The following is a 12,465-nucleotide window of genomic DNA, read 5'->3' on the forward strand; positions in this document are numbered from 1 at the left end:
GGAGGCTGCATCCCCCGATGGCGGATCACGAGACCATGCTTTTCGACGCCATACCGCAAGCGCCCAATCTGAGAAGCGGGCTCGTCAATACGCTGATCGCGCAGATCGAATCCGGCGATCTTGCGCCGGGTCAGCGGCTGCCGACCGAGCAGGAGATCGTCGCTGCGACCGGTGTCAGCCGCACCGTCGTGCGCGAGGCATTGGCTGCGCTGCGCGCCCGCGGGTTGATCACCACCCGCCAGGGTCTGGGTGCTTTCGTCGCCAAGGATCCCCTGCCCCGGACCTTTTCCATCCTGCCGGACGACCTCGAATCGATCGACGAGGTGCTGCGTGTGCTGGAACTGCGCATGGGCATCGAGGTGGAGGCGACCGGCCTCGCCGCCAAACGGCGCAGCGACGCGGCACTCGAACAGATGAGCTCGCGGCTCGACGCGCTCGAAGCCGCGGTGCGCGCCGGCGAGTCGGGTTCGGAAGAGGATTTCGGCTTCCACCGCGCCATTCTCGCCGCGACGCGCAACGCCAATTTCACCCGGCTGTTCGACACGTTCGGCAGCGCCATGATCCCGCGCCAATGGACCAGGCTCGATCGCATGACAGTTCCCGAACGGGAAAAATACCTGGCCCGCATGCAGCGCGAGCATCGCGCCATTCTCGCCGCCATCGAAGCCGGGGACGTCAATGCGGCGCGGCGCGCCATGCGCAGCCATCTGACCAAAAGCTATGCCCGCTTCGAGACCTTGCGCGACAAGGCCGGGCGCGGCGACTGATCCCTTGCTCATGACGCGGCTTCCGCCACGCCGCCGAGGTAGAGGTCCCGCATCAGCGCCATGTCGCGCAGTTCCGCGATCGGTCCGGAGACGACGATGCGGCCGTTCTGCATGAGGTAGCCGCGCGAGGCGACCGACAGCGCGAGACCGGCATTCTGCTCGACCAGCAGCACCGAAGCGCCGAAGCGCTCGCCGATGTCGAGGATGATTGCCTTGATCTCCTTGACCAGCAGCGGCGACAGGCCGAGCGACGGCTCGTCGAGCAGAAGCACGCGCGGTCGCGCCATCAGCCCACGCGCGATCGCCAGCATCTGCTGCTGGCCGCCGCTCAGCGAGCCGCCCTTGTCGCACCGCTTGGTGGCGAGGATCGGGAAGAAGGCCAGCATGGTCGAAAAATCGGCCTCGACGGCGTCGCCGTCGCTTCGAGAATAGGCGCCGAGGCGGAGATTTTCCTCGACCGTCATGTCGACGAATATCTTGCGCCCCTCCGGCACCAGCACCACGCCGCGCGTTGCCATGATATCTGCAGGCAGCCCTGTAACGTCGCCGCCGTCGAAAACGATGCTGCCGGCGCGCGGCTTGACCAGTCCGGCGATCGCCTTCAGCAATGTCGACTTGCCGGCGCCGTTGGGCCCGAGGATGGTGACGATCTCGCCCTTGGCCAAAGTCAGCGAGACACCCCGATTGACGACCGTCGGGCCATAGCCGGTGACGACATCGGAGACGGCGAGCAGGCTCACAAATCGCCTCCCAGATAAACTTCCAGGACCTTGGGATCGGCAAGCACCACCTCCGTCGGCCCGTCGGCGATCTTTGAACCGAAGTCGAGCACGGCAAGGCGCCGGCACAGCATCTGCATCAGCTTCATGTCATGGTCGATGACGCAGACGGTGATGCCGTGGCCGGGCAGTTGGCGCACAAGCCCGACGAGGGCAGTGGTTTCGCGGTCGTTGAGACCGGCGGCCGGCTCGTCGAGCAGCAGCAGCGCCGGCTGGGTCGCCAGTGCCAGCGCAAGGCCGAGCAGGCGCAGGCTGCCGAACGGCAGCACGCCGGCCTTCTCGCCCGCGAGCGTCGTCAGGCCGACGAAATCGAGCAGCGCCTGCGGCCTCGGCCAAGGGGTGTTGGCGTTTGCTCCGGCTCGCACATGCTCGCCGGCGATCTGCACATTCTCCAGCACGCTGAGGCCGGCGAATGCCATCGCCTGCTGGAACGTGTAGCCGATGCCGGCCCTCGAAATGGCGTGCGGCGCCAAACCGGTGATATCACGCCCGCGAAACGACACGCCGCCGGCGCTGGGCTTATGGACGCCAGTGACGACGTTGAACAACGTCGTCTTGCCCGAGCCGTTCGGGCCGACGACGCCGAGGATTTCGCCTTCCGTGATGGCGAGGTCGACGCCGACGAGCGCGGTGACGCCGCCGAACTGCTTGCTCAAGCCGCGGATCTCCAGGATCGGGCTCATCGCCGTGCCTCAGAGGCTTTGGATACCGCGCTGTGTTCCAGTTCCTGCCGTTCATTCGGCTTCGCCACGAACACTTTGCGCACGGCCGCGACTATGCCGGCGATCAGCCCCTCGGGCAGAAGCAGAATGACGGCGATCAGGCAGACACCGTAGACGATGCGCGACTGGACCGGGTCGAGATTGAGTACTTCCGGCAGAAAGGCGACCAGAATGCCGCCGGCCAGCGGGCCCGCGATCAACCGGGCGCCGCCGATCATCACCATCAGCGCTAGATAGATGCTGGGGAAAGACGCGAACTGGGTCGGCGAGATGTGGCCAAGGAAATTGGCCAACAAAACGCCCGAGATGCCGGCAAAGATGCCGCTGACGACGAAGGCGCCGATCTTGTGGCCGCCGACATTGATGCCGAGTGAGGCCGCAAGCTTTTCGTTCTCTCTGATGGCGCGCAGCGTGCGGCCGTAGGGCGAGTTGATGATCGCCCAGCTCGCCACTGCCGCGATGGCGACGAAAGCCACCACCATCAGGTAGTAGCGTGTCAGGTCGCCCATATCGGCGCCAAACAGGGTGACGGGGCCAACGATATCGAGCCCTGTTGCAGCGCCGGTGTAGTCGCCGCCATTGGTGAGCACGATGGCGAGCAGTTGCCCGAAGGCGAAGGTCATGATGACGAAGTGATGGCCGCCGACCCGCAGCGACGGAATGCCGACGATCATCGCGAACACGGCGCTGGTGAGCGCGGCGGCCGGCAGCGCCAGCCAGAAGCCGATTCCGAAGTCGCGCGCCAGGATCGCCGCTGTGTAGGCGCCGACGCCGACAAGTGCGGCATGGCCCATCGACAGGATGCCCGTCTGGCCGAACAGCACCGAAAGCCCGTAAAGCGCAATGACATTTATGCCGGCCGAGATCGCTAGCGACAGGAAGCGGTTGCTCGGCGAGAGCAGCGGCACAAGGGCGATCAATGTCAGGACAACCAGCACCGGCAGCAGGGATCGCAAGGCCGGGACGGCGGAATTCGTGGAATGTCTGCCTTGCGGCTCAGCGCCGTTATTCATGATGCCATCCTGGGCCCGCTGGTGCCGCCGAAGAGGCCGTGCGGACAAAAGAGCAGCACCAGGATCATCAGCACGAAGGGGTAGGCATCGGTCCATTGCGAGAAGCCGTAACCGGCGCTGAATCCTTCGACGATGCCGAGGATAAGGCCGGCGGCAACGGCGCCGTAAATGTTGCCGAGCCCGCCGATCAGCGCCACGGCGAAGCCCTTCATCACCATGGTGCCGCCAATGAAAGGCGTGATCGGAAACAGCGCGATCAGCAAGGCGCCGCCGAGCCCGGCCAGCGCACTGCCAAGCACAAAGACCCCCGTGATATAGCGGCGCACCGGAATGCCCATCAATGCCGCGGTATCGCGGTCCTCGACGCTGGCCCGCAACGCCCGGCCGTAGCGGCTGGCTGTTATCATCCGGAAACTCAACGCCACCACCACGATGGTGATCATGACGACCATGACGCGAACCGAAGCGATGCGCACGCCGCCAACATCCCAGACCGTGGTCAGCGGACGCGGGATGCTTTTCTGGTTCGGGTTCCAGAACAGCACGACGACATGCTGCAGGACGACGATGAGGCCTAGCGAAACGATGAAGCCGTTGGTCGGCCGTTCCAGCGTGAAGCGGAAAATGCCGCGCTCCAGCACGTAACCCATCAGCCCGACCGCCAGTATCGCCAGCACGACCGCCAGCGGGAAGCCGAGGCCGGCGCTGACGGCAAGCCAGGTGACGATGCCGCCGATCATCAGGAATTCGCCATGGGCGAAGTTGATGATGCCGGTCAGGCCAAAGATCAGCGTCACACCAACGGCGATCAGCGTAATGACGCTGGCGATCGACAGCCCGTTGAGGATCTGCTGGATGAAAATGTCCACGGCTTGCATCCGCTGTTGACGTGATGGCCGGCGATCCGGACCTGTCTGTGTTCAAGAAGGATGGTATTGGCGGCGCGAATGGCGCCGCCAATACAAGGATCAGTTCCGGAGATCAGCTCTTCGGTGCCTCAGCCGGCGGCTGCTGCATGGAGCAGGAGATGTCGCCGCCTGGTGCCGCGGCGCAGACCTCGGTGGCATGGGTGACCTGATGGGTTGGATTGAAAGTCAGGTCATCCGAGACCACGCCCTGATGGTGCAGCGTCAGCAGCGCTTCGACCGTCTTGTCCGGGTCGAAGCTGCCGGCCTTTTCCCATGCTTCGGCGAGGAAGTGGACATAGTCGTGGTAGAGCAGCGACACCGACGAGGTCACGCCGTGCGGAGCGCCGGCCGCGAAATAGGCGTCGAAATAGGCCTTGGCTTTCGGGTTGGACGACTCGCCCCAGCAGACGGGCACGCAGCTCATGGCCACCGGTACGTCGGCCGTCAGCGCCTTCTCCTTCCAGATGCCGGGGTCGACGCCGAACAGGAAATAGCTCTTGGCGGCACCCAGTTCGAGCGCCTGCGGCAGCGCCGTCAACGTTGAATCGCCATTGTACCAGAAGTGGATGATATCCGGATTGAGGCTCTTGGCGCGGGTCAGGAACGGCGAGAAGTCGGTCGTATCGGGCGGATAAAAGATGATGTCGGGAACGTCCTGCCCTTCCGCCTTCAGCGCCTTGAAATAATAGGATGACAGGAACTGGCCGGTGGCGTCATTGCCGACGATCATCACCGACTTCTTCGGCTTATAGCCGAGCAGCGGCTCGAGCAGCGTGAGCACGCCACGCGCCGTCGATCCGGACCGCTGGAACTCCTGCGGCTCGGACTGGAAGAGATAGTGATCCTCACCACCCGACTTGACCGAGTCCGGGTTGAGGATTTTCGCCAGCGTCGAATTGCCGGCGAAATGGATGATCTTGGCCGGCTGCGTGATCTTGGCCATAGCCAGCGTGAAGTCATGCGTCTCCGATCCGAAGATCGCCTGCACCTTCACGTCACGCACCAGTTCCTGGATGGCGGCGATGGCGGTCGCAATGTCGGTGCGGTCGTCGCGCTTGACCATTTCCAGCTTGTAGGTCTTGCCGCCGACCTTGATGCCGCCGGTGTCATTGATCTGTTTGACGGCAAGCCCGACGCCTGCCGGCAAGGTATGGCCGGCCGAAACAAATGAACCCGATTCAGCCGCGACCACACCGATCTTGACGATATTGTCCGCGTCCTGCGCGAACGCAGGATAGGCAAGCGCGCCAAGGCAAAGTGCTGCCGACGCGCCCATTTTCAGAACGGTTTTCAACTTGAGATCCTCCCGACTCCAAATCATTGCAGTCTTACCGGGTTGTCATACAACCCTGTTATCTGGTAAATCCAACGGCCGCGGATGTCAATCGCGTTATGATTTTGATCAAGTGCCGCGGGCAGGATGCGAATCGGCACACGGGCCGGAGCGAGGAACAGGACATGCAGTCACGGAAATTCGGCCGCACCGGCCGCGACGTCAGCGAGATCGGCTTTGGCTCATGGGCGATCGGCGCTGCCTGGGGCGAGGTCAATGACGACGATGCCGTGGCCGCCCTGCATGCTGCACTCGATGCCGGCGTCACCTTCATCGATACCGCCGACGTCTATGGTGACGGCCATTCCGAAAAACTTATTGCAAGGGTGATGAAGGAGCGCGGCGGCGAGCGGCCGTTCATCGCCACCAAGGCCGGAAAACGTCTGCCGGCGCAGACTGTCGAGGGTTTCAGCCAGAAGAACCTGACTGACTGGGTCGACCGCAGCCTCAGATATCTCGAGGCCGACACGCTCGATCTCGTGCAGCTGCATTGCCCGCTGACCGACCTCTACTATCATCCGGAAGTGATCGAGCGGCTCGGCCGGCTCGTCGAGCAAGGCAAGATCCGCAACTACGGCGTCAGCGTCGAGCGCGTGGAAGAGGCGCTGAAGGCGATGGAATATCCCGGCGTCGTCAGCGTGCAGATCATCTTCAACGCCTTCCGGCAGCGGCCCTCGGAATTGTTCTTCGACCTGGCCAAGAAGAACGATGTGGCGATCATCGCCCGCGTGCCGCTGGCGAGCGGGCTGCTGTCAGGCAAATTCAAGGCCGACACCACATTCGAGGACAATGACCACCGCAAATTCAACCGCAAAGGCGAGGCCTTCGACGTTGGCGAGACCTTCTCCGGCGTGCCCTATGAAGTCGGGCTGGCGGCGGTCGAGCGCATCCGGCCGCTTGTTTCGGGCGACACGACGATGGCAAAATTTGCCCTGCGCTGGATCCTGATGTTCGACGCGGTCACGGTGGTCATCCCAGGCGCGCGCAATCCGGCGCAGGCCCGCTCCAATGCCGAAGCCGCAAATCTTGCGCCCTTGTCCGCCGACATCATGGGCAAGATCCGGGATATCTACGAGCAGGACATCAAGCCCTACGTGCATCAGCGCTGGTGATTAAACGCCATGACGCTATCGATTGAGCAAGAGTACCGGCAACCGCGACGCAGATTTCTCCGCTGCTCCGCGAGGCTGACGGAATTCTGTTGCTGACAGCGCCACCGGGCGGCGGCGCATTCGATCCAGCCGCATTGGCCAGGTTGGAGCACTTGCCCAGGGGCGTTTGTCGACGGCCGCATCGTGCAAGATCATCGGGTTGGTTGATGATCCAAATTCCCTAATCCCGTCCATGTACACACGCCAGTCGCTAAAAAATCCATTCGACGGCTGTACCTCTGTTTCATAAAAATGAGACGCAGAGCCCTGTGCGACAATTTGTGAATGCCCAAAAAAATCTACCGGTAACCCCGATATCTGAGTGACCGAGAGGTACAACTTACTGATCTTCGGGATCGGCATTTTTACCCTCTATTCGCTGATGGCGGTCGTAGTAATGTCTATCAATCGTCCATTTTCGATATGTACTTCGATGTAGTGATACGCTGGCGGCATAAGCCAGTAGTAAACCCCCTAGGAACCCAAAGACCTTCATCTCCGCGGCGCGGTATGAAAGTTGCATGAATATTCGTTGTCGCGCCGAGGCCTGGACTAACGCGTACATCAAAACTCTGACACGATAGCCACTTTGTGAACCCTTCCGCGCCAAGGGCCAGGAATTTACGTCTGGCAAATTCTGTCGCCTCGTCATTGGAGGCGAATTTCCCCCAGATTTCTTTGTCATCTATCAATTGGTTAGTCGGGCAGCTTTCTGCCCGTTGCCGAGAGGCCTGCTCTGCCGTGGCCGCAGTGCAAAGCAACAGCGACACTGCGAAGAATAAATACCTGATCCATCTTCTGTAATGGTAGTTCGGTTGCCATAGAGCAATCTGATGTACCGTCATTGCGCTATCAAGCATCTACCGTGACGTTTGGTATGGCTACGATGCTTTGCGGCGGCGACATTGGTGGATTCCGTGACACGAACGATACCGCGAGGCAAAGGCGCGCGAACATCGCCCCCATACCAACCCTTGGCCCGACAGGCGCAAACCTGCAGGCACGCACAGCCAAAGGTGGCGCCCGACACCATCAAATTCTCGCCGCTTTGTGGGCTGTGGCGATAATCACCGATGCCCCCGCAACAGATACAGAAGCCAGAGCCCCGTGGCAGGACAGCATGAAATAGTGATTGATGAAAAATGCTCGATTACAGAAACCACCGATGCCGACATTCGCTCGATTTCACAATTTGGTGACTTGCCAGCGAGTGGATCGGTTGCTCCATCGGGGCCCATCATAAATCAATGAATTCAATGGGATCCACGGAGGTTAGCCAGTTTTGGTTTGGCTAACCGAGCCATTAAACACCTCCAAGTTATTGAAAAATAACGATAATGGTAGGCCCGGAGCGACGTCGACTTTTCGACAAAAACAATCAGTTAGCGGGTGGTTCGTGCAAGAATCGCTGAGCGACCTTTTGACACCAGAATTCCTGTATTAGGTGGCGACGTGTGTCTCCGATGAGAAGGAGATTTGTAGCGCAAAGGCCCAAAATGTTTTCTTTCGAAGGCCGGGAGCTTAGCCGAGAAAAATGAATTCGCCCGTCAGGCCTTCGAATAAGCCTTTGATGTTCCTTTTGATATTTTTGAGTATGGTGGGCCGGAGGATATACAATGTCACGTCTGCCAATCGCTACCTTCAGATCGGCACGCCATCGAGGTCTCCCCTGCTCTACCGGTTGACTGGTAGCCCTAACGGGGCATTCGGGCGGCATAAGCCTCTGTGAAAGCTGGGGCACAGCTTACTCGCCTATTAGCTCCTGGAACTGCGCGAAGCTCGTATCGTCGATATCCACTTCGTGCTTGCGCTCAGGATACCGAAGTTGAGCCACGTCATCCGCGAACGCCCTGAACGCATCCACGCGCAGTCGCTGGACCGCTTCGAGTGCGGCCGGAATGTCCGCGTATTTTTTTGAGTGACGAGGATAGTGGCCTTTGTTGGTGCCTAGGACATCCGACGAAAAGAGGTATTGGGTATCGCAGACGTCGCCACAGCCCATGCCCTCGGTGATCATATGGGTGTTGCGCGTCAGGAAATCGGCAAGCTTGACCGGCACGACCTCGACCTCCACAGCCCAGGCCCCGGCGCTCTCAAGCGCCTTCATCTTGTGGTAAACGGCTGCCGCCTCCTCCGGCGTCTTGCCGATCGCCCGATAATTTGTCCATGTCGACCAACGGGGCACCAACCCGATGTGGCCCGTCACAGGGATTCCTTCCTTGGCCATGGCTTCGACGATTGGCAGGCTGCCAGCGAAATAGACCGCGTCCGCCCCCATCTCCAAGGCCTTAAAACCCTCTCGGATTCCGTCGGAAGGACCGCAGATCGACCCCTGAACCGAACCCGCCTGGATGAATACCCCCGGTGCTGCAGCCCTGATCCGGGACAGCATGTCGCCGACCTCACAGGTGAAGATGTCGATGCCAGCCTCTTCCGCGGCCGCTGCCTCGAGTTCGTCGTCGATATGCATTTCGAGGAACTTGCGCGTGCCCTTTTGCTGCAGCAGATCGTAGACCGATGGACGCTTCACCACTCTTCTCCCGAATATGCGAGAAATATCTGAGGGTGCGGCGCTTCCGCCGTACCCTAACTGCTCAGCTCTCGCCGAGGATCCGATGCAGGTCTTCGACCGTGACCTCGTCTTTGGCCATCTCAGCAATCTTATGGCCGCGCGCCATCGCGACGATGCGGTCCGACATGGCATGCACGTGATGCATGTTGTGCGAAATGAACACGGCCGAGATATTTTGCTCCTTAAGGCGGGCGGTCTGGTCCAGAACCTTGTTGGTCTCCTTGACTGACAGGTGGTTGGTCGGCTCGTCCAGGATCAGCACCTTGGACTTGAAGTGCATCGCTCGGGCGATAACCACAGCCTGCCGCTGGCCACCTGAGAGGTCGCTCACCGGGGTATCAGCGTCACGCAGGCCAAGATCCAGCGTTTCAACGGATTTCATCGCCTCCCGGCTCATCCGGTCGAAATCCATGATCCGCAATGGGCCAAGGCTGAAACGGATTGGCTCACGGCCGATAAAGATGTTCCGCGCAATGCTCATCTGCGGAATCATCGCGTTGTATTGATAGATGGTCTCGATCCCGAGTCGCATGGCATCCCGGGTCGAGTTCAAGACAACGGGCTTACCGTCGACCTCAATATGACCCTCGGTAGGCTTGTGTGCGCCCGCTAAGATCTTGATAAGGGTCGATTTGCCGGCACCGTTGTCTCCAACCAGGCCAACAATCTCGTTTCGCCCGACGTGAAAGTCGGTTGGCTTAAGGGCATTGACGGCACCGTACCATTTGGAAATGCCGCGCGCGGCGATGAGTGGAGTGCCGCGAGCGGCGACAGCCGCGGCGGCCGTCGAAAGTACGTTGACGCTCATTACCGCCTCCTGCTGAAGAATTGCCCTGCTTTGACGTTGAGCACCACCGACACAACAATCAGGACACCCAGGGCGGTTCGGAACCACTCGGCATTGACGCGCGACATGACCAGCCCGTTGTCGATCGATCGGATCAGGATCGCGCCAATGATCGCCCCGATAATCGAGCCAACGCCGCCAGTGAGGGCTGTGCCGCCAATCACCGCACCAGCGATGACTTCAAGCTCGAGGCCTGTGCCCATCGAAGGCAGCGGAGCCTTGGTGCGGAGCATCTGAATGATGCCGGCCAGTCCAGCAAGCAGCGAGCAGAGCATGAAAGCGGTGATCTTCACGCGGCGCGTGTTGATGCCGAGATCCTTCGCCGCTTGGGCTTGGCCACCGGTCGCGAAAATCCAGTTGCCGAAATCGCTGGCATGGAGCCAGACGCCAAGAACCACCGCCAGCCCTACGTACCAGATGAGCGAAGCGCGAATGTATCCGAAATTAACGACGAGCACGTCGCCGAATGGATAATCTGCCAACGCAAGGGGGTTTCCACCAACCGCCACAATCGACATGGAACGGGCAACGAACAGCATGCCAAGCGTGGTGATGAAAGAGGGGATGCCTAGTGACAGCGTCACCGCCCCGTTGATATAGCCGACCAGCAGCGCCAGCCCGAGGACCAGGACGAGGGCCAAATACGGATCAACGCCATACCGCGCCGTCAGCGCATGCAGGGTCATCGGCACCAGGGCGAAAACGGAGCCGACCGACAGATCGAATTCGCCTGCAATCATCAAGATCGTTACGCCAAGCACCACGATGCCCAGCTCGGGAAGGATCGTCAGCAAAAGCCGAGTGTTCGCATAGGACAGGAAAAACCCGGTGTAGAGCTGAAAGGCTGCGAACACCGCGACCAGCATCAAAAAGGCGCTAAACTCGGGCTTTGAGATCGCCTTTGACCAAAGCGACTTCCGAGAAGTGGGCTTCAAACCCGATGAAAGCTGCGATGCATGAAGAATGCTGGCGGCCTGGCCGCCAGCGTCTTTCCTGCGTCCGGGGACGCCCGGCGCGGTGTTCACCGGATGCCTTCCTTGGAGAGGGCCTCAATGGCGTCGATATTGTCCTTGGTCACCATCGCTTTGCCTGTGTTCACATCCCACGGACCGAGATTGTATTTTTTCATCATGAAAAGCTGGACGATCGGCAGATAGCCCTGCAGATAGGGCTGCTGGTCAACGGCCACCTGCTGATAACCGGACTTGATGGCGTCCATGACCGGCGGAACCAGGTCGAAGCCACCTACTTTCACCTTTCCTGCCGCGTAACCAAGGTCCTGCATGGCCAGAGCCGCCGGGAAGGCATTGGCAACATCGATGACCGCCGTAAGGTTCGGATTGGACTGAGCATATGCCGAAATTCGGCTCTGCTCGGTCGGCGTGTCGTAGGTCGCCTCGATCACTTCCCAAGTCACATTGCCCTTATGGATCTTCTTGTAGTCCTGGAGAAAGCGCTCAATACCATGAGTACGCTGGGCGGCCCAGGCTTGGGCTAGATCGACGCCGTTTACCACGACTTGGACATCGTCATCCGGAAAGGACTTCGCCATCTCGGCGGCGAGGTCGTAGCCGGCCTGTTCGAGGTCCTGGCCGATGAACGAGAGCCGCGCATTGCCTGCGCCGTGTTTGCTGTCGTCGACGTTGGCGGCGATAACCGGAATGCCCTGCTTGATCGCATCAGCGACCGACTCGTCCATGACGTCGTCGTTGATGATGGTCGTGACAATGCCGTCGACGTGCTGGGCGATTGAGGCGTCGAGGTTGGTTTTTTCTTGGGCGATGTCGCCGTCCTTGTCGAGGAAGAGCATCTGGCAGTCGACGTTCAGCTGCTTGCAGGCGTCCTGCATGCCGCGATTGACCGCGCCCCAGAACGGCTGCCCGGTGTTGGAATGCATAACGTAATTGAAGCGATACTCGCTGGCAGCGGCCGGCAATGCGATTGCGATGAATGCCGCCGACAGAGCGGTTACGGCTGCCGTGCGAGGCTTGAAAGCGCCAGGCCGGCGCGCTTGCTTATTAAATGACATATTGAACTTCCTCCCCTGTTGGGTTGTGCCGACGCTAATGGAGCCGACGGTCACCGCCCAAGCCTCCCTGGACCGGCGTTGAATCAGGAGGGGTATCAATATCCTCCGCGCACGCCGCGGATTGACTGCGAGTCTCCTCCAGGTCGCTTCGGGCGCGTCGCCGATGCATTTCCGTGCATCTCCTCTGTGGCGCGCTATGGGCATTACCCGCGCAATGATGAACGGGCGGCCGGGCAGCGGCAACTTAGATCTTGATTAGATTTGATCAAAACCGGCGAATTGCCGTTGCCAAGGCAATTTAGTGGGCCACTCCGACGAGACGTCACTGTCTTCGACGTTTTCTG

At 60.5% G+C, this 12,465-nt stretch carries 12 protein-coding genes; 2 read left to right on the forward strand and 10 right to left on the reverse strand.

Features of this window, described 5'->3' with window-relative positions:
• The first annotated feature begins 17 nt into the window (after positions 1 to 17).
• Positions 18 to 767, forward strand: a complete 750-nt coding sequence (locus NKI85_RS26670) for a FadR/GntR family transcriptional regulator (RefSeq protein WP_352778841.1) — start codon at positions 18 to 20, stop codon at positions 765 to 767.
• Between the two features lie 8 nt (positions 768 to 775).
• Here the strand turns inward: NKI85_RS26670 and NKI85_RS26675 are convergent, their stop codons facing one another.
• From NKI85_RS26675 to NKI85_RS26695, 5 genes are all read right to left on the reverse strand, one after another.
• Positions 776 to 1,507, reverse strand: coding sequence for an ABC transporter ATP-binding protein (locus NKI85_RS26675; protein ID WP_352778843.1), 732 nt, complete (start codon positions 1,505 to 1,507; stop codon positions 776 to 778).
• Positions 1,504 to 2,229 (reverse strand): ABC transporter ATP-binding protein, encoded by a 726-nt coding sequence (locus NKI85_RS26680; RefSeq protein ID WP_352778845.1) that lies wholly within the window; start codon positions 2,227 to 2,229, stop codon positions 1,504 to 1,506. The genes NKI85_RS26675 and NKI85_RS26680 overlap by 4 nt, the downstream gene beginning before the upstream one ends.
• Positions 2,226 to 3,281 carry a branched-chain amino acid ABC transporter permease gene (locus NKI85_RS26685; RefSeq protein ID WP_352778847.1) on the reverse strand — a complete coding sequence of 352 codons (1,056 nt, stop codon included), beginning with the start codon at positions 3,279 to 3,281 and terminating at the stop codon, positions 2,226 to 2,228. The genes NKI85_RS26680 and NKI85_RS26685 overlap by 4 nt, the downstream gene beginning before the upstream one ends.
• A complete protein-coding gene (locus tag NKI85_RS26690; protein ID WP_352778849.1) occupies positions 3,278 to 4,159 on the reverse strand; it encodes a branched-chain amino acid ABC transporter permease in 882 nt (293 codons plus the stop codon). The genes NKI85_RS26685 and NKI85_RS26690 overlap by 4 nt, the downstream gene beginning before the upstream one ends.
• A gap of 103 nt (positions 4,160 to 4,262) precedes the next feature.
• Positions 4,263 to 5,483, reverse strand: coding sequence for an ABC transporter substrate-binding protein (locus NKI85_RS26695; RefSeq protein WP_352778851.1), 1,221 nt, complete (start codon positions 5,481 to 5,483; stop codon positions 4,263 to 4,265).
• 164 nt (positions 5,484 to 5,647) lie between these two features.
• Between NKI85_RS26695 and NKI85_RS26700 the strand changes: the two genes are divergently transcribed.
• A complete protein-coding gene (locus NKI85_RS26700) occupies positions 5,648 to 6,634 on the forward strand; it encodes an aldo/keto reductase (RefSeq protein ID WP_352778853.1) in 987 nt (328 codons plus the stop codon).
• A 15-nt stretch (positions 6,635 to 6,649) separates the two neighbouring features.
• On the opposite strand, the gene NKI85_RS26705 is transcribed toward NKI85_RS26700, so the two are convergent.
• The 5 genes from NKI85_RS26705 to NKI85_RS26725 all read right to left on the reverse strand — a co-directional run bounded on the left by NKI85_RS26705 (position 6,650) and on the right by NKI85_RS26725 (position 12,175).
• Entirely contained in the window at positions 6,650 to 7,036 is a 387-nt protein-coding gene (locus NKI85_RS26705) for a hypothetical protein (protein WP_352778855.1), read from the reverse strand.
• A 1,381-nt stretch (positions 7,037 to 8,417) separates the two neighbouring features.
• Positions 8,418 to 9,203: a 3-methyl-2-oxobutanoate hydroxymethyltransferase gene (locus NKI85_RS26710; protein ID WP_352527244.1), complete on the reverse strand. Its 786-nt coding sequence runs from the start codon at positions 9,201 to 9,203 to the stop codon at positions 8,418 to 8,420.
• 64 nt (positions 9,204 to 9,267) lie between these two features.
• Positions 9,268 to 10,053, reverse strand: coding sequence for an ATP-binding cassette domain-containing protein (locus tag NKI85_RS26715; protein WP_352527243.1), 786 nt, complete (start codon positions 10,051 to 10,053; stop codon positions 9,268 to 9,270).
• On the reverse strand, positions 10,053 to 10,958 hold the full coding sequence (locus NKI85_RS26720) for an ABC transporter permease (RefSeq protein WP_502896109.1): 906 nt from the start codon (positions 10,956 to 10,958) through the stop codon (positions 10,053 to 10,055). Before NKI85_RS26720 ends, NKI85_RS26715 begins: the two co-directional genes overlap by 1 nt.
• A 155-nt stretch (positions 10,959 to 11,113) precedes the next feature.
• Positions 11,114 to 12,175, reverse strand: coding sequence for a substrate-binding domain-containing protein (locus tag NKI85_RS26725; RefSeq protein ID WP_352527241.1), 1,062 nt, complete (start codon positions 12,173 to 12,175; stop codon positions 11,114 to 11,116).
• Positions 12,176 to 12,465: the final 290 nt, after the last annotated feature.

The organism is Mesorhizobium sp. M0571, assembly GCF_040320985.1.
Classification (GTDB): Bacteria; Pseudomonadota; Alphaproteobacteria; order Rhizobiales; family Rhizobiaceae; genus Mesorhizobium.